The organism is Paenarthrobacter sp. NPDC091711 (genome assembly GCF_044756605.1).
In the GTDB taxonomy this organism is placed as follows: Bacteria; Actinomycetota; Actinomycetes; order Actinomycetales; family Micrococcaceae; genus Arthrobacter.
Window position 1 is genome coordinate 248,489 of sequence record NZ_JBIVTF010000004.1, and the last position, 16,351, is coordinate 264,839.

Here is a 16,351-nt window from a genome sequence, read left to right on the forward strand (position 1 = left end):
ATGAGCCCTAGCGTTGCGTACGGCACGGACATCGATGAGCGGACGAAAGCTGCAGAGCAGTCCTCCACCGATGTCCTGACAGCCCCTGATATCCCGTGGAACCTTGTGATCTGGAATGATCCCGTGAATCTGATGAGCTACGTGAGCTTTGTGTTCCAGAGTTACTTCGGCTACTCCGAGTCCAAAGCCCATAAGCTCATGATGGAGGTCCATAAGAAGGGCCGGTCCATTGTTGCCCACGGCAGCAAGGAACAAGTGGAGCAGCACGCCGTGGCCATGCACGGTTTTGGTTTGTGGGCCACAGTTGAGAAGGCCGCGAGCGGCAACGAAACACCCGGGAAGGGCGGCCGCCAGCGTGGCTAAGGCATTCAAGTACGGCCTCAAGGGCATCAGCGGATACCTGGAGCCTGCGGAGCGCGATCTCCTGCGCGGATTGCTGGACGACGTCATTTCCATGCTGGAGTCGGACGTGCGGGAGAACGAAGACCCCCTCGCTGCACTGATCGGCTTGGATATGGACGTCAAGCAGCCCAGCGACCGCGCCCTGCTGCGTCTGTTGCCTAACGTCATGAAGGACGACGACGACGGCTCGCTGGAGTTCCGCCAGCTCACCGAACGCTCTGTCCGGGAAAGCAAGATCGGCGCTTTGAGGGCTGCCGCTTTGGGCTTGGATAAGGACGAGCTGGTTCTCTCGCCCGAGGACGCCACCCGCTGGTCCATGGCGCTCAACGACGTCCGGCTTGTGCTGGCCGAACGCCTGGATATTCGCGATGAAGCCGATGCCGAGCACATCCACAGCATGCAGGACTGGAGTCAGGCCGAGGACGTGGAGAGTTACCTGGCCCTCGTCTACAACTTCACTACGTGGCTCCAGGAGTCTTTGGTTCAGGCGATGATGGCCGCAAGGCAGGGGAAATCCTGATCCTGGCGGCGGGTTGCCGCTGCTGCCCTCCAACAGATCCGGCTGACTTGTGACACATCAGACACATGGCGGAGAGCACAGGTAATGGCCGCACACCACGGGAAGCCTTATTCTCGAATAATTATGACTTCAGATTCGGGTTCACCAAGCGGCGTCCTGGGCAGTGATGCCCCCATCGGCAACGGGGAACACGGGGAGCTCGTAGGCGCACGTCCAATCGGGATTTTTGATTCAGGCGTGGGTGGACTGACTGTGGCGCGGTCCATTATCGATCAGCTCCCCAACGAATCCATCCTCTACGTTGGCGACACCGCTCACGGCCCCTACGGTCCACTCCCTATTGCAGAGGTTCGTGCCAACGCTCTGGGCGTCATGGACGAATTGGTGGATTCCGGGGTGAAGCTGTTGACCATTGCTTGCAACTCGGCTTCGGCCGCGGTGCTCCGGGATGCCAGGGAACGCTACACCGCCCGTTATGGCATCCCGGTCATTGAAGTGATCCAGCCGGCGGTAAGGCGCGCAGTCTCGGCTACCCGTTCGGGCAAGATCGGCGTCATCGGAACCTCCGCCACGGTGGGTTCCAGGGCTTATGAGGACACTTTTGCTGCCGCCCCGGACCTCACCATTACGTCCGTGGCCTGCCCGGCGTTCGTGGAATTTGTGGAAGCCGGAATCACCACCGGTCCCGAGCTCTTGGCTGCTGCCAATGAATACCTCGAGCCCCTCAAGGCCGCCGGAGTGGACACTGTTGTCCTGGGCTGCACCCACTACCCGCTGCTGACCGGTGTCATTTCGTTTGTCATGGGCGAGGACGTCACGCTGGTTTCCAGTGCCGAAGAGACTGCCAAGGACGTCTACCGCGCCTTGGCCAACCACGGCATCCAGCGGACGGAGACACGCGCACCGAGCCACGAATTCATAGCTACCGGTGACGCCACCCAGTTTGAGACCTTGGCCCGCCGCTTCCTGGGGCCTGAAGTCCTCTCCGTGAAGCATGTGGACCACGTCGCGGCCCAGTACCCCACGGGCAGCTTGGCTCGCATCACACCCGAGATGCTGGAAGCAGCACGGTCCGGATCCGGGCTGTCCCGCCGCTCTTACTTCGTCCAGCCTGAGGAACCCCTCAGCCGCGGCACCGGAACAACCATGGGACGTGACCTGTGAAGTTGACCATCGTGGGCTGCACAGGCTCTTTCCCCGGTCCCGGTTCGCCGGCGTCGTGTTACTTGGTGACTGCCCACGACGGTGAGCGCGAGTGGAAGATCGTGATGGACCTGGGCAGCGGAGCCTTGGGTGCCATTCAGCGCTATACGGACCTGGAAGACATCGACGCGATCTTCCTCACCCACCTTCATCCCGATCACTGCATGGACCTTTGTGGCCTTCATGTGGCGGTCCGCTGGAAGCCCGGCGGATGGGGCCGGGATCGCCTGCCGGTGTGGGGTCCTGCAGCTACCGCAGACAGGATGGCCACAGCGTATGGGCTGGACCTAGATCCCGGCATGCATGAGGAATTCGACTTCACCAATTGGACCGAACTCAAGCCGGTTACGGTGGGTCCTTTCACGGTGACTCCCTTCGCCGTTAACCACCCTGTCGAAGAGGCCTATGCCTTGCGTGTCACGGCCACCGAGCCGGGCAAGGACGGAGTTCCCGTGACCAAGATCCTCACCTACTCGGGGGATACCGATTCCTGCCAGGGACTCGAAGACGCTGCGAAGGGCTCGGACCTGTTCCTGTGCGAGGCGGCGTTTGAGGAAGGCCGGGATGACGGCATCAAGGATGTGCACCTCACTGGTAAGCGTGCAGGTGAGGCTGCCATGAATGCCGGTGCCAAGCGGCTTCTCCTGACGCACATCCCCGTGTGGACTTCGCAGACCAAAGTGTTGTCCGAGGCCAAGCCGGTCTTCGCCGGTGATGTTGCTGTTGCCGTCGCCGGAGTCCACTACACCATCTAGTTCCCCAGGGGGTGGTGGCTCCCGGCGTCGGATGGGTGCCGTCAGCTTGGCTAAGCTGGAACCATGACTTCTGAAGCTACAGCCACGCCCGTCATCCGCGCCGACGGCCGGACCCCGGACCAACTCCGACCCATCAGCATCACCCGCGGTTGGTCGAAGCAGGCCGAGGGCTCGGCGCTGATCGAGTTCGGCAACACCAGGGTTCTCTGCACTGCTTCGCTGACCGAGGGTGTGCCCCGCTGGCTGAAGGGCGAAGGCCGCGGTTGGGTCACGGCCGAATACGCAATGCTCCCGCGCGCCACCAACACCAGGTCGGACCGTGAGTCTGTCAAGGGCAAGATCGGTGGACGCACGCACGAGATCTCGCGCCTCATTGGCCGCTCGCTCCGGTCCATCATCGACACCAAGGCCTTGGGCGAAAACACGATCGTCCTGGACTGCGACGTTCTGCAGGCCGACGGCGGCACGCGCACCGCAGCGATCACCGGCGCCTACGTGGCGCTTGCCGAAGCCATCCGTTTTGCCCGTGAGAACAAGCTCATCGCCCGTAATGCGGAGCCCCTGGTAGACACCATTGCGGCAGTCTCGGTCGGCATCATCGATGGCGTCCCCATGCTGGACCTCCCATACGTGGAAGATGTTCGTGCGGAGACGGACATGAACGTTGTGGTGACCGGTTCGGGCAAGTTCGTCGAAGTTCAGGGCACGGCCGAAGGCGCTCCTTTCGACCGCGACGAGCTCAACGCCCTGCTTGATCTCGCCCTTCTCGGCACCACTCAGCTGTCCGCCATTCAGCGCGAGACGCTGGCGGAAGCCCCGTGAGCGACACGCAGGTCCCCAGCGACCCGCGCCTCGTCCTGGCGACCCACAACAAGGGCAAGCTGAAGGAACTCCGCGAATTGCTCAGGGGCCAGGTTCCAGGGCTCGATGTCGACACCCAGGTAGTGGACGCTTCTGCGGCAGGTGCCCCGGATGTTGCCGAAACCGGCGTCACGTTTGCTGAGAACTCACTCCTCAAAGCCCGGGCTGTTGCAGAGGCCACCGGCCTGATAGCCATTGCCGACGATTCCGGCCTTGCTGTGGATGTCCTGGGTGGAGCACCGGGCATCTTCTCTGCGCGATGGTCCGGCACGCACGGGAACGACACCGCCAACCTGAACCTGCTTCTTGCCCAGCTCTCCGATGTTCCGGATGCGTTCCGGGGAGCCGCATTCGTTTGCGCCGCAGCTTTGGCGGTGCCAGGTCCTGACGGCATTGCCCGGGAGACCGTGGAGTACGGCCAGCTGGAGGGGACGCTGTTGCGTGAGCCTCGCGGTGAAGGCGGCTTTGGATACGACCCCGTGCTGCAACCGGCCGGGATGGACCGCAGCTGTGCCGAGCTCAGCTCTGAGGAGAAGAACGCCATTAGCCACCGCGGACAGGCGTTCCGGGCGCTGCTTCCAGCCATCGTGTCGGCGTTGTCGGAGGCCCGTTCCACGTAGTTCTTGGGTATGCAAAAGGCACCCCGCCGGGCGGGGTGCCTTTTGTCGTTCTTGGGTGGGGGAGCCTTAGTGCTCGGTGTGCTTGCCGCCCTCGTGCTCCTCGATGAACTCTTCCACGGGGTCCGTGCCTTCGGCCGCAGCCTTCCGCTTTGCCACGAATCCACGGCCGATCTCAATGAAGATCGGGATGACTGAGATCAGGACGATGACGATGAAGATGATGTCGATGTTGTTACCGACCCATTCGAACTGGCCAAGCCACGCGCCGAGCAGGGTTACGCCGCCGCCCCAGAGGACTGCTCCAATGACGTTGAAGAGGAAGAACTTGCGCTTGTCCATCTGGGCAACGCCCACAATCACCGGCACGAACGTGCGGATGATGGGAACAAATCGCGCCAGGATCAAGGCCTTGCCGCCGTGCTTTTCGAAGAACGCGTGGGCGCTCTCCACGTTTTCCTTTTTGAATAGCCGTGAATCCGGCTTATTGAAGATCGCCGGGCCGGCTTTGGAGCCTATGAGATAGCCGGTTTGGTTGCCGATGATGGCAGCCACGATGATCATGGCGCACATGGCCCACAGGTTGAACTCGATGGCTCCGGTGGAGACCAGAAGTCCCGCCGTGAACAGCATGGAGTCACCCGGCAGGAAGAACCCCACGAGGAGCCCTGTTTCTGCGAACACAATGGCGCAGACCAGAAGGACCACCCATGGTCCCAACGGTGAATCGCGGAGGAAGACGTCGGGGTTCAGCCAGTCCGGCAGGAACGAAGCCATAGGCGGCTGTACCGGGCCCGCGCCCCCGAAAGTGGATACGGCAAGGTCGCTTATCGCAGAAAAGATCACCTATCAAGCCTACTTGACGGCCGTCGTCGTATTTTTCCTGGCATCCTCTTGACTCCTGCTTTGCTGGTTGTATGGTTAGTTACATGAGTAACGAACCAGTGAGGCGGTGATGCTCATGATCGACGACAGCAAGCCGATCTTCCTGCAGATCGCCGAACTCATAGAGAACGGAATTGTGGACGGCAGTATGGCCGAGGAATCCCAGGTGCCTTCCACCAATGAGTTCGCAGCTTTCCACCGCATCAACCCGGCAACCGCTGCCAAGGGCGTCAATGTGCTGGTGGATTCAGGAATTCTCTACAAACGCAGGGGGATAGGGATGTTCGTAGCTACAGGGGCACGCGCCCAACTGGTAGCCCGCCGCACCGAGGAGTTCTTCGAGCAGTACGTCAAGCCGCTGGCATTGGAGGCCCGGAAACTGGGCATCTCCGCAGAGCAGCTCAACACCATGATTGAACGCAGCTCCGGGCTCCACCCGGAACCCGGGACTGATAAGGAAAGGAGCGCGGCCCTGTGAACGACACCATCGTCGAGGCCCGTAACCTGATCAAGCACTACAAAGACCTGAATGCTCTGGACAACGTGAACCTGAGCCTCTCGGCCAACCGCATCTATGGATTGCTGGGGCGCAACGGAGCAGGCAAGACCACCCTGATGTCCATCTTGACGGCCCAGGCCTTCGCCACGTCCGGTGAGGCACTCGTCTTCGGAGCCAGCGCCTACGAGAACGATGCGGTGCTGTCCCGGATCTGCTTTATCCGCGAATCGCAGAAGTACCCGGATGACTTCCAGCCGCGGCACGCGTTCCGTTCCGCTGCGCTGTTCTACAAGAACTGGGACCAGGAGTTCGCCGACCGCCTGGCCGAGGACTTCCAGCTTCCCGTAAAGCGGAGGATCAAGAAGCTCTCGCGCGGGCAGCTGTCCGCTGTGGGGGTCATCATTGGCTTGGCCTCCCGGGCAGAGCTGACCTTCTTCGACGAGCCATATTTGGGACTCGACGCCGTTGCCCGGCAGTTGTTCTATGACCGCCTGGTGGAGGACTACGCTGAGCACCCGCGCACCATCATCCTTTCCTCACACCTGATCGATGAAGTAGCCAACCTGTTGGAGCACGTGGTGGTCATCGATCGGGGCAGGATCATCATGGACGCTGATGCCGAGGATATCCGTGGCTCCGCCGTGACGGTTTCCGGCTCTGCTGAAAAGGTGGACGCCTTCCTGGCCGGCCGGAAGATCCTGCACCGGGAAACGCTGGGGTCACTGGCATCAGTGACCGTCGATGAGGCACTGAGCAGCCGGGAACGTGCCGAAGCGCTGGAACTGGGCCTCGAATTGTCGCCCGTATCCCTGCAGCAATTGGTGGTGCGAAAGACCATGGCCGGCGTTGGCACCACATCCACCACTGGAGATTTCGCCGATGACACCTTGGAGGCAAGGCGATGAGCAGGACCATGGCAGTTGCCAGGATGCAACTGATCAATAAATGGACTTACATCGGATGGCCGCTGACCATCCTCGCGGCCGCATTCCTGATGTCGCTCGCCATCTTCGCCCTCATTCCCGTGAACGAAGGCAAATACGGCGGAGGCAGCCAGGCCCCCATGTGGTACTTCATGGTCCTGGGAATTCAAAGCATGACCCTGGTCTTCCCGTTCTCGCAGGGCCTGAGTATCAGCCGCAGGGCGTTCTACCTGGGAACCCTGGGACTCTTCTCCCTGATTGCCCTCGGTATGACCGGCATTTACCTGCTGGGCGGTGTGATCGAGGAGGCAACCAACGGGTGGGGCGTTTATGGGTACTTCTTCAAGATCCCCTGGGTGACTGATGGGCCCTGGTACTCCACCGCGGCGTTCTTCTTCGTAGTGATGATGTTCATGTTCATCATCGGATTCTGGTTCGCCACCATCTTCAAGCGCTGGGGGACCAGCGGCACCTTGGTATCCACGCTTGGAACGGCTGTGATCCTGATCGGCCTTGCCGCCCTGACCACCTTGCTCGAATGGTGGGGGCATGTTGGGAATTGGATGGTTCAGCAGACACCGCTGAGCATCAGCGGCTGGGCGGCGCTGCTATGCGTCGCTCTGGCTGCCGGATCCTATGCGACGCTGCGGCGGGCAACACCCTGATGTAGCGTTCGCCACAATACCGGCCGGAAGGGCCGCCCCGCCGCGTAAATCGGCTGTGGCGGCCTTTTCCGGCTGTAACCTTGTCCAGTGGCATTGGACTTTACGGCGATCGACTTTGAAACAGCCAACGGCTTCAGGGGGTCCCCGTGTTCGGTGGGCCTCAGCAAAGTCCGCAACGGAGTTGTAGTCGAGGAAGCCTCCTGGCTCATGCGCCCGCCCGAAAACCACGATCACTTCGAATTCCACAACACCCGCATCCACGGCATCCGTGCCGAAGACGTCGCCGGCCGCCCACGGTTCGGAGAGCTCTTCCCGGAAATCGGCGCATTCATTGGCGACGACGTACTCGCCGCCCATAACGCAGCCTTCGACCTCGGCGTTATTCGCTCAGGCCTGGAAGTCTCAGGCCTGGCCGGGCCGGCTTATGACTACGTGTGCACCGTGATGCTCTCCCGCCGCTGCTATTCGCTGGTATCCAACTCTTTGCCCTATGCGGCAGAGGAAGCCGGGGTTCCCCTGGTCAATCACCACGACGCCGCGGAAGACGCACGCGCCTGCGCCGGCATCCTGGTGGATATCGCCAGGCGGAACAACGCCAACAGCATCGCCGAGCTCTACCTTTCCCTCGGCCTTAGCCTGCCGAAGCAACCCGCCTTCGATCCCACGCAAGGTCTCTCCAAAGCCACCATGTCCGCACTCGCGGCCAGGGCCGGAATCGCCGCGGAAGGCACGCTCGAACGTGCACTGGGTGTGCCAGGTGCCTTCCAGACCTGGCCGGAGGAGGGACCCAACCCGTTGCCGAACCCGTCCGCGGAACCCGGACACCCGCTCTTCGGCCAGACCGTGGTGTTCACCGGCGACCTCGCTATTACCAGGCCGGAGGCAAAGTCACGGGCCGCGGACATGGGCGCACGTCCCGAAAGCCGGGTAACTGCACGGACTACTGTGCTGATCGTCGGTGATGGCTTTGTGGCGGGTGACCTTCGCGCAGGCCGGCTCACAGGCAAGGCCAAGCGGGTCCTGGAACTCCATGCCAAGGGCCAGCAAATCGAGGTTGTGTCCGAAGGGGAATTCCTGCAGATGGTGGGCGGCGCCTGAAGGGGCCTTCGGGTCATAGAGCGCAACAATGCTTCCGGTCAGTGGAGCAGCACTCCTAGCCTTGGTGCATGACCAAGCCCAGCCCTCTCCAAGCGCCGGCGCACCAGCCTGCGGACGTTTCCGGAAACGGCGGGCTGGATTGGCGGACTGTGTTCGCTTTCCCGAACCCCGTCAACGAATACGCCGCCCGGATCACAGCCGGGCTGGTGGTGGTGCTGGCGGTCGTCACCCTGTTGACCGGCTGGGCCTGGGGCTTGGTGGCGCTGGCAATCGGCTTCTGGCTCCGTGTGCTGTTCGGGCCACGGATCTCCCCGCTCGCACTTCTGTCAGTGAAGCTGTTGGCGTCCAGGATCGGCCACGCCAAGCTGGTTGCGGGTCCACCCAAGCGTTTCGCCCAGGGCATCGGTGCCGCCCTGACCACCGCCGCCGTCGTGCTGTTTTTCACCGGTCTCCAGCCAGCCGCCTGGGTCCTGCTGACGCTGCTGATCGTGGCGGCTTCGCTGGAAGCGTTTGTGGGCTTCTGCCTCGGCTGCGCCATCTTTGGGTTCCTGCTGCGCCGAGGCCTCATCCCCGAGGAAGTTTGCGAAGCATGCAACAACGTGACGCTGCGGCGGGCGTAACCCCTTTTTAGCCGGTGGTGACGGCAAGCAAGCGATCCGCCATGCCGCGTACCACCTCCGGGGCTTCCAAGGCCTCCAGCCAGTCGGCCGGCAAGCAGTCCTCGCCGTAGTAGGCGCCCAGGATGTTTCCGGCAATGGACCCGGTGGAGTCGCTGTCGCCACTGTGATTGATGGCCACGCTTATCGCGTTCCGGAAGTGCTCTGCCGGCGTGTCGCCACCGGTGGCCAGCACAGCGTACAGCCCGACGGCGAGTGCTTCCTCGGCGATCCACCCCTCGCCCAGCGAGGTGGTCAGTTCGTCCGGGTCCAAGGGGGAGCCCTCTAGGGACAGCTGCAGGGCTCCTTCCAGCCGCTGCGCAAGTTCGGGTGCTTTGGTGGGGACGCCGTTCACGTAGATGAGGGCCTCGGTGGCGGCATCGCGGATGCCGCTTCCGGCCACGATGTTGTGGATCAGCAGGCTAAAAGCTGCTGCACTGAGCCGCGCTGAAGGGTGTCCGTGCGTCAATGAAGCGGCGTCCGAGCTGAGCTTGTAGACCGCTTCGCGTGAAATGTGGGGGATGAGTCCGAACGGGGCTGAACGCATTACGGTGCCGCAACCTTTGGAATCGGCATTGACCGGACGGGCAACTGTTCCCATGTGGCCCGATGCCAAACCGCTGAGGCAGGCGTTACCGGGTGCGCGGCGGTGACGCAGGACATCCTGCGCGTCGATCCACCGCGGTTGCGGCACGGGTGCGGAGGAAGCAACAGCAACGTCCTGCGTGGCGAGCCAGCGCAGGTAGGCCAGCCACAGGCAGGCAATCTCGTCCGCCGCTACGCCGTCGTTCGCCCATTCGAGCGCTTCCACCAAGCCGTCGACGGTGTACAGCGTCATTTGCGTGTCGTCCGAGAAGTGACTGCCGCTGTCGAGCTGACCAAAGGACGTCAGGCCGGCAGAACCGTAGCGCGCGCGAATCGCGGCAAGGGACTCGAACTCCACCGCATAACCAAGGGAATCACCCAGCGCGCCGCCCAACAGTGACCCATGGACGCGGGACTCGAAGGAAGGAACGGCGGGGGACTTAGGCTCAACACTCATGCCAGTAACTTACCGTGCCTGCGAACCTCCGCTGATATGGTGGGGAAGCTGCCCGGCACTGACAAAACTTGGAGTGACATTTTGCGTGAACCTGCTTGGCGACGGACAGGCAAGACCCCCGATTACAGGTTTTCTCTCGCCAACGAACGTACCTTCCTCGCGTGGATCCGCACGTCCTTGGCCTTGCTCGCCGGCGCGGTCGCTGTTGACCAGCTGGCTCCGAACATCGCGCCCACGCCAGTACGCCTGGTCCTCTGTGTCCTGCTGGCTTTGGTAGGGGCGGGGCTGGCTGCCCTTTCATACCGCCGTTGGGGGCAGATGGAAGCCGCGATGCGCAACGATCAGGCGCTCCCGTTCTCCCGTGTCATGTTGTTCATGACCATTGTGGTGGCCGTGGCAGCCTTCGCCTTTGCGGTGCTGATTCTGGTGGCGCGGTAAAGGATGGAAGTCCGCGATCCCGGGTTGCAGCCCGAGCGCACCACGTTGGCATGGCGCCGGACGCTGATTTCCCTGGTAGTGGTGGACCTCTTTATTTGGCGGAGTTGGCTGACGTCCGAACCCTCCACCGGCAACCTCGTGGCCGGCCTTCCAGGGCTTGACTACCAAGGGATCTGCGCCCTCATGGCAGCCGCAGCCACCATCGTGCTGGCCTCTGTGGTGTGGGTCCGCTCACGCCAACTCCATGCAGGTAACGAGGCAGCGTCGGCCCGGCTCGTCCTGGTCAGCACGTTGGCTGTGGTGGGACTTGGTGCCACAGCCATCGCTGCCATAGCGCTGGGCGGATAAGCTCGGAGGTGGAATTCAGCCAGCGCCCAGACTCGGCTGACACAATGCTCAGTGGCTTTGAGCTTGCATCACTGACTGCAACGCCAGCGCCAAGCTCCAGCGTCCGCAGCGACGAAGCCGGTCATACCGGCATCCACACCAACCGTAAGGACTCATTCCACATGACCTCATCTGTACAGGCCACACCAGAAGCCCAGCCGGGACTCGTTGCCCGGCTGTCTGCTGAAGCGTTGGGATCGATGTTCGTTGTTGTCGTTGCGGTGGGAGTCGGGATCTTTTCAAATCCTGGTGCCGCCCCCTTGCCGCTAGCTCTTGCGACCGGCCTTGCAGTGACGGCAGCCATGCTGGCCTTCGGCTATGTGTCGGGAGGCCACTTCAACCCTGTGATCACCCTGGGCAATCTGATCGCCGGCCGAATCCGGGCCGTGGCGGCCTTGGGCTACCTGGCGGCGCAAATCATCGGCAGTGTGATTGGTGCTGCGTTGATCTACTTTGTGGTGAGCACGGTGCCGGTCCTCAAGGACGCCAGGGCCGCGTTCGACGTCGTTGCGCCGGGCTTTGGCGAACACGCCGCCGCGCAGACACAGCTGGCCGGAGTTCTGTTGGTGGAGGTCCTTGGTGCAGCTCTCATTGTGGCTGTGTTCCTTGGTGCGACAGCGGGCCGCCGTGCCGTACCTGCCATGGCGCCCTTTGCAGTGGGCTTGTCAATGGCTGTTCTTCTTCAGCTCGGACAGGTATTGGGAAACCTTCCCTTCAACCCTGCACGGGCAACAGCCCAAGCATTCTTCAGCTCGTCCTGGGCCATGGAGGGTCTGTGGCTCTTCTGGGTGGCCCCGCTGATGGGTGCCGCGCTCGCCGGCCTTGCCTTCCGTGGCTTCCAAGGCCTGTCAGCTCCTGCCGCGACTGAGGACTTTCAGGGCGGCAGCGACGGTATCAACGACTCCTTCGATGCCAACGACGAGCCGATTGAGGACACTGAAGTCAAGGGCACAGAGGTCAAGGAAACCGCCGTGAAACCCGACATCGCCTCTCCGCGAGCTGTGCCGGCCGCGCCGGCCAACGATGACGCCCGGGATTTCTTCGACGGTAAAAAAGGGAAATAACCTGACGGGATCGACGGCGGACGGCTCGCCTCCGCTTTATTGTCGGTGCCCCCGGTTAACTTGAGAACATGCGGTTACTTCACACTTCCGATTGGCACCTGGGCCGGTCATTCCACGGCGTTGGCATGCTTGATGCCCAACGGAACTTCGTGGACCAGCTGGTATCACTGGTGGAGTCGAAGTCCGTTGATGTCGTCCTGATAGCCGGCGACGTCTACGATCGCGCTCTGCCGGGACTGGATGTGGTTAAACTCCTCGATGACGCTCTGGTGCGCATCACGCAGGCGGGGGCCGGCGTGGTCTTGACCAGTGGCAACCACGACTCCGCCATTAGGTTGGGTTTTGCTTCCCGTTTGCTGGAACGCGGGGGAGTCCACCTCAGGACGCAGGTGGAGGAACTTGATGTTCCAGTGCTGTTTCCGCTGGAAGCAGATGGAGACGGTGCGGACCGCTCAGGGAACGGCCAGGTGGCTATCTATGGCATCCCCTATCTTGAACCCCGGCTCGTCGCGGAAAGGTTGGGCGCCGAGAACGCCAACCATTTTGATGTCACCCTGGCAGCGGTGGAGCGGATCCGGAAGGATGTTGAGAAACGCCGCGCATCAGGACCCGTTTATCCGGTTGTCCTTGCGCATACTTTTGCCAGTGGCGGCATCACCTCAGAGAGCGAACGGGATCTGAGCATCGGCGGGCTCGGCGCGGTTCCTCTGGATCTCTTTGAGGACTTCGCCTATACCGCGCTGGGTCACCTTCATGGGCGGCAGGAGCTGGCCCCCAATGTCCGCTATTCCGGTTCTCCCTTGGCTTATTCATTTTCAGAAGCCAAGCATTACAAAGGTGCGTGGCTCGTGGACCTTGGCGCGGACGGTGCCATGGATGTTGAGGAAGTTCTCTGGGAAGCCCCCAAAGCCCTGGCTACGTTGCGTGGGACGCTGGAGGATCTGCTGAGCGGCGAAGAGCATGCATGGGCAGAGAGCGCATATTGCCAGGTCACGCTAACGGACGCGCAACGTCCTGCGCAGGCCATGGAGAGGGTTCGCGCTCGTTTTCCGGAGACCTTGGTGCTCTCTTTCGATCCCCAAGGTGCTGAAGCGCGGACCGCCACCAGCTACAGCAATCGCCTTGCGGCAGCAGAAGATGACCTCGGAGTCTGCTGTGGCTTCCTGGAACATGTCAGGGACCGCGGCGCAAACCATGCTGAAGAGGCTGCACTGCGCGAAGCACTTGAAGCTGTCCGGGTCCAGGAGGCCGAGCTGTGAGAATTCATCGTTTGGAAATTGAAGCTTTCGGCCCGTTTGCAACGCCACAACATATTGACTTCGACCATTTGAGCGCACAGGGGCTTTTTCTCCTCAACGGCGCAACAGGCGCCGGTAAGACCAGCATTCTGGATGCCATCTGTTTTGCCCTGTACGGCTCCGTTCCCGGCACCCGTCAGGAAGGGAAGCGGCTACGAAGCGACCATGCGGCGCCCGGTGCGGAGCCGCGCGTAGTGTGTGAGTTCTCCGCGCGTGGCCGCCGTTTTGAAGTGACGCGATCACCGGCGTGGGACCGGCCCAGCGCCCGCGGCCGCAATGGATATACCACCCAACAGGCCAAGACCCTCCTCAGGGAACGCGTAGCCGGGAGCTGGGAAGAGAAATCATCCAGGAATGATGAGGTAGGTGCGGAGCTCTCGGACGTCCTGGGAATGGACCGGGAGCAATTCACCCGTGTGGTGATGCTGCCACAGGGCGATTTCGCGGCGTTCCTGAGGTCCAAGGCCAACGAACGGCTGGACCTCCTGCAGAAACTGTTTGGTACGCATCGATTCGAAACGGTTGAACGCCAGCTTCTTCAACTATCGGCCGATGCAACGCGTGCAGTTCAGGAGAACGCTTCAGAGCTCAAGCTGCTGCTGGACCGGGTTGTGTCGGAGAGGGATCACGTGGATCTTCCCGCGGCTGAAACCTCGGCCGATGCGTCTCCGGCCTCCGGGATGGATCCAGGACAGGAGCCGGAGGCCTGGCTGGCCGGTGTAGAGGCAGAAATACGGGCTGAATGGAAGCGTCGGCAGGACGAGGCAGCTGAGGCGGCGTCGTTGTCTACCCGCCTTCAGGAACGGTTCCAAGAGGCCCAGGAGAGGTCGCTGAGGCACGGGCGGCTCGGCGCTGCGATGCAGCGGCGGGTGCTGCTTGAACTGGCAGCGCCCCGGGCATTGGAGAACAAGGAGATGCTCGGAAAGCACCGGCGGGCCGCCGTTCTCAGTGGCCAACTGGAAGCAGTCGATGCGGCGGCACGCAAACTTGAAGCCGCCGCAGCCCGTGCTGACGGGATCCGCGGGAAACTGGTGGCTGCGGGCTTGGATGCTGCCCCTGCGGATGTGGCGCTGGAATCCGTAAAGGCCAGCTGCGCAGTTCTTGAGGCCCGGTTGCCGGATGAGCAGCGCTTGGAAGTGATCGCAGCCCGGCTGGTAACCGTGGACGGGGAAGTCTCTAAACATCAGGCAGCTGCCGCGGAGTCTTCCACCGTCCTGGAACAGTTGCGCCGGGACGTGTCCGCTGTGGAGTCAGAGATCCAGCCGCATGAGCCTTTGGCTGAGCAACTGACGGAACTGGAACGGGCGGCTGCTGATGCTGCCGAGTTGGTGGGGATTGTGGCCCGTCACGCAACTGCCGCCCGTGAGTTGGACGAGATGACCCGGAGGCATCTCCAGGCCAGGACCTCGTCCCAAGACCTCCGGCAGAAGTGGCTTGATGTTCGTGAGCTGCGTCTGGCCAACGCAGCAGGGGAGCTGGCAGCGGCGTTGGAGAGCGGAAAGCCGTGCGCCGTTTGCGGAAGCGAAGAGCATCCTCACCCCGCCGAAGCCGTGCAAACAGCACTCTCCCTCGCCCAGGAAGAGGAAGAAGCCAAGGAACGGTTTGAGGCCAGCGAAAAAGCCCTTGGGCTCCTCGCTGAGCAGGTTTCCTCCGCAGCGCAGGTGCTCGCCGGGCTGGTGGCCCAGGGTGGTTCAGTTGATGCTGCTGAAGCAGAGTCACAGCGGGCATCCGCCCGTGAAGCTGCCTCGGCGGCACGTCAGGCGGCAGCGGAGTTGGCAAAGCTTCGTGCCCGGCACGAGGCCCTCAGCAAGCGGATCGCACTGGTCCAGCAAGAGCACGCTGACTCCGTCAGCGCAGCGGCCCAGGCGTCATCGGCTGTGCAGTTGCTTCAGGAACAATGTGCTGCCCTTGAATCAGAACTTGCTGGATTGAAGGAAGGATTCCCCAGCCTTCGTGAGCGGTTGGAAGCGCTGATGGCTGAGCGCGGGCTTCTGCAAGCGGCCGTTGATGCAGACCGGGAACTGGACCAGGCGAAACAGGCCGGCGTGGACGCCGCCGTCTCCTTGGAAAAAGCCCTGCCGGAATCCGGTTTCGCATCGGGCGAGGAAGCCCGCCGGGAAATCCTCCCGCCGGCCGATGTTGTGGGCCTTGAAAAGGACCTGGCTGATTTCGATGCCGAATCGTCCCGTTTGGATGAACTGTTTGCCAGTGAGGATTTGATCCTCGCGGCCAAGGAAGCCAGCATTGGCGAACTCCCCTTGGCTCAGGACGAACTTGCCGAATCGAGGCTTCTTGCTTCCAATGCCGCGGATGATGCGCGGGCCAAGGCATTGTCGGCTGGCCTTGCCGGGAAGTCGGCGGATGCTGTTGCCCGGCTGGGGAAGGAGTACCGGACCTTGGCGAAAGCAGGAAGGGAACCTCTGAGCCGGGCGCACATGCTGGCTGAACTGGCCGATACCGTGCGTGGATCGGGAGATAACAACTACCGGATGAGCCTGAACACCTATGTCCTGGCAGCAAGGCTGGAACAGGTGGCCCTTGCCGCCTCCGAGCGGCTCGTGGCCATGAGTGATGGCAGATACACGTTGCAACATACGGACGCCAAGGCTGCCAGAGGTGCAAAGTCGGGCCTGGGTCTTGAAGTCGTGGACGAGTGGACTGGCCAGCGGCGGGACACGTCCACGCTCTCTGGCGGAGAGTCCTTCATGGCATCGTTGTCCTTGGCGTTAGGCCTCGCCGATGTGGTCCAGCAGGAGGCCGGCGGTGTGGATATCGAGACACTGTTTGTTGACGAAGGCTTCGGCAGCCTGGATGAGCAATCACTGGAGCAGGTGATGGACGCCCTGGAAGGACTGCGTGATGGCGGCCGGGTGGTTGGCCTGGTCAGTCACGTCGCGGAAATGAAGCAACGGATCACGAGCCAGCTTCAGGTGGTAAAGGGCAGAAACGGTTCCAGCGTGCGGATTGCCGAAGCTCTTCCTGTCTGAGGCGTATCCGATAGACTTAACCCGTTACACAGGGTCGCGCGCATCGGGAGG

Annotated in this window: 18 protein-coding genes; 16 read left to right on the forward strand and 2 right to left on the reverse strand. The window is 62.2% G+C overall.

What is annotated here, in order from left to right; translation table 11 throughout:
* The 6 genes from clpS (at window position 1) to rdgB (ending at window position 4,361) form a co-directional block, all read left to right on the forward strand.
* The gene (gene clpS, locus ACIQH5_RS09025) at window positions 1-363 is read left to right on the forward strand and encodes an ATP-dependent Clp protease adapter ClpS (RefSeq protein WP_024817261.1); all 363 of its coding nucleotides are present in this window, start codon (window positions 1-3) and stop codon (window positions 361-363) included.
* On the forward strand, window positions 356-922 hold the full coding sequence (locus tag ACIQH5_RS09030) for a DUF2017 domain-containing protein (RefSeq protein WP_024817260.1): 567 nt from the start codon (window positions 356-358) through the stop codon (window positions 920-922). The genes clpS and ACIQH5_RS09030 overlap by 8 nt, the downstream gene beginning before the upstream one ends.
* A gap of 123 nt (window positions 923-1,045) precedes the next feature.
* Window positions 1,046-2,086, forward strand: coding sequence for a glutamate racemase (gene murI / locus ACIQH5_RS09035; protein ID WP_400402222.1), 1,041 nt, complete (start codon window positions 1,046-1,048; stop codon window positions 2,084-2,086).
* On the forward strand, window positions 2,083-2,880 hold the full coding sequence (locus tag ACIQH5_RS09040; RefSeq protein ID WP_024817258.1) for an MBL fold metallo-hydrolase: 798 nt from the start codon (window positions 2,083-2,085) through the stop codon (window positions 2,878-2,880). The genes murI and ACIQH5_RS09040 overlap by 4 nt, the downstream gene beginning before the upstream one ends.
* Window positions 2,881-2,943: 63 nt before the next feature.
* Window positions 2,944-3,702: a ribonuclease PH gene (gene rph / locus ACIQH5_RS09045; protein WP_011775233.1), complete on the forward strand. Its 759-nt coding sequence runs from the start codon at window positions 2,944-2,946 to the stop codon at window positions 3,700-3,702.
* Window positions 3,699-4,361, forward strand: a complete 663-nt coding sequence (gene rdgB, locus ACIQH5_RS09050) for an RdgB/HAM1 family non-canonical purine NTP pyrophosphatase (protein WP_400402225.1) — start codon at window positions 3,699-3,701, stop codon at window positions 4,359-4,361. The genes rph and rdgB overlap by 4 nt, the downstream gene beginning before the upstream one ends.
* A gap of 66 nt (window positions 4,362-4,427) precedes the next feature.
* Here the strand turns inward: rdgB and ACIQH5_RS09055 are convergent, their stop codons facing one another.
* On the reverse strand, window positions 4,428-5,189 hold the full coding sequence (locus ACIQH5_RS09055; RefSeq protein ID WP_400402499.1) for a DedA family protein: 762 nt from the start codon (window positions 5,187-5,189) through the stop codon (window positions 4,428-4,430).
* 130 nt (window positions 5,190-5,319) lie between these two features.
* Between ACIQH5_RS09055 and ACIQH5_RS09060 the strand changes: the two genes are divergently transcribed.
* The 5 genes from ACIQH5_RS09060 to ACIQH5_RS09080 all read left to right on the forward strand — a co-directional run bounded on the left by ACIQH5_RS09060 (window position 5,320) and on the right by ACIQH5_RS09080 (window position 9,048).
* Window positions 5,320-5,721: a GntR family transcriptional regulator gene (locus ACIQH5_RS09060; protein ID WP_400402228.1), complete on the forward strand. Its 402-nt coding sequence runs from the start codon at window positions 5,320-5,322 to the stop codon at window positions 5,719-5,721.
* A complete protein-coding gene (locus ACIQH5_RS09065) occupies window positions 5,718-6,647 on the forward strand; it encodes an ABC transporter ATP-binding protein (RefSeq protein WP_400402230.1) in 930 nt (309 codons plus the stop codon). The genes ACIQH5_RS09060 and ACIQH5_RS09065 overlap by 4 nt, the downstream gene beginning before the upstream one ends.
* A complete protein-coding gene (locus ACIQH5_RS09070; protein ID WP_400402232.1) occupies window positions 6,644-7,330 on the forward strand; it encodes a hypothetical protein in 687 nt (228 codons plus the stop codon). The genes ACIQH5_RS09065 and ACIQH5_RS09070 overlap by 4 nt, the downstream gene beginning before the upstream one ends.
* A gap of 87 nt (window positions 7,331-7,417) precedes the next feature.
* A complete protein-coding gene (locus ACIQH5_RS09075) occupies window positions 7,418-8,428 on the forward strand; it encodes an exonuclease domain-containing protein (RefSeq protein WP_400402235.1) in 1,011 nt (336 codons plus the stop codon).
* A 68-nt stretch (window positions 8,429-8,496) separates the two neighbouring features.
* Window positions 8,497-9,048, forward strand: a complete 552-nt coding sequence (locus tag ACIQH5_RS09080) for a DUF4395 domain-containing protein (RefSeq protein WP_400402237.1) — start codon at window positions 8,497-8,499, stop codon at window positions 9,046-9,048.
* Between the two features lie 7 nt (window positions 9,049-9,055).
* Here the strand turns inward: ACIQH5_RS09080 and ACIQH5_RS09085 are convergent, their stop codons facing one another.
* Window positions 9,056-10,126 carry an ADP-ribosylglycohydrolase family protein gene (locus ACIQH5_RS09085; protein ID WP_400402239.1) on the reverse strand — a complete coding sequence of 357 codons (1,071 nt, stop codon included), beginning with the start codon at window positions 10,124-10,126 and terminating at the stop codon, window positions 9,056-9,058.
* 81 nt (window positions 10,127-10,207) lie between these two features.
* On the opposite strand from ACIQH5_RS09085, the gene ACIQH5_RS09090 reads away from it, so the two are divergent.
* The 5 genes from ACIQH5_RS09090 (at window position 10,208) to ACIQH5_RS09110 (ending at window position 16,300) form a co-directional block, all read left to right on the forward strand.
* Window positions 10,208-10,564, forward strand: coding sequence for a YidH family protein (locus ACIQH5_RS09090; RefSeq protein ID WP_175538584.1), 357 nt, complete (start codon window positions 10,208-10,210; stop codon window positions 10,562-10,564).
* Window positions 10,565-10,567: 3 nt separating this feature from the next.
* Window positions 10,568-10,912 (forward strand): DUF202 domain-containing protein, encoded by a 345-nt coding sequence (locus tag ACIQH5_RS09095; RefSeq protein ID WP_400402243.1) that lies wholly within the window; start codon window positions 10,568-10,570, stop codon window positions 10,910-10,912.
* A gap of 161 nt (window positions 10,913-11,073) precedes the next feature.
* On the forward strand, window positions 11,074-12,015 hold the full coding sequence (locus ACIQH5_RS09100) for an MIP/aquaporin family protein (RefSeq protein WP_400402245.1): 942 nt from the start codon (window positions 11,074-11,076) through the stop codon (window positions 12,013-12,015).
* Between the two features lie 68 nt (window positions 12,016-12,083).
* The gene (locus ACIQH5_RS09105) at window positions 12,084-13,274 is read left to right on the forward strand and encodes an exonuclease SbcCD subunit D (protein WP_400402247.1); all 1,191 of its coding nucleotides are present in this window, start codon (window positions 12,084-12,086) and stop codon (window positions 13,272-13,274) included.
* Window positions 13,271-16,300, forward strand: a complete 3,030-nt coding sequence (locus ACIQH5_RS09110; protein WP_400402250.1) for an AAA family ATPase — start codon at window positions 13,271-13,273, stop codon at window positions 16,298-16,300. The genes ACIQH5_RS09105 and ACIQH5_RS09110 overlap by 4 nt, the downstream gene beginning before the upstream one ends.
* Window positions 16,301-16,351 lie beyond the last annotated feature (51 nt).

Coding starts and splice junctions, on each gene's coding strand:
- clpS (WP_024817261.1), top strand. CDS start 1: ATGAGCCCTAGCGTTGCGTACGGCACGGACATCGATGAGCGGACGAAA.
- murI (WP_400402222.1), top strand. CDS start 1,046: ATGACTTCAGATTCGGGTTCACCAAGCGGCGTCCTGGGCAGTGATGCC.
- rph (WP_011775233.1), top strand. CDS start 2,944: ATGACTTCTGAAGCTACAGCCACGCCCGTCATCCGCGCCGACGGCCGG.
- ACIQH5_RS09060 (WP_400402228.1), top strand. CDS start 5,320: ATGATCGACGACAGCAAGCCGATCTTCCTGCAGATCGCCGAACTCATA.
- ACIQH5_RS09070 (WP_400402232.1), top strand. CDS start 6,644: ATGAGCAGGACCATGGCAGTTGCCAGGATGCAACTGATCAATAAATGG.
- ACIQH5_RS09080 (WP_400402237.1), top strand. CDS start 8,497: ATGACCAAGCCCAGCCCTCTCCAAGCGCCGGCGCACCAGCCTGCGGAC.
- ACIQH5_RS09085 (WP_400402239.1), bottom strand. CDS start 10,126: ATGAGTGTTGAGCCTAAGTCCCCCGCCGTTCCTTCCTTCGAGTCCCGC.
- ACIQH5_RS09095 (WP_400402243.1), top strand. CDS start 10,568: ATGGAAGTCCGCGATCCCGGGTTGCAGCCCGAGCGCACCACGTTGGCA.
- ACIQH5_RS09100 (WP_400402245.1), top strand. CDS start 11,074: ATGACCTCATCTGTACAGGCCACACCAGAAGCCCAGCCGGGACTCGTT.
- ACIQH5_RS09105 (WP_400402247.1), top strand. CDS start 12,084: ATGCGGTTACTTCACACTTCCGATTGGCACCTGGGCCGGTCATTCCAC.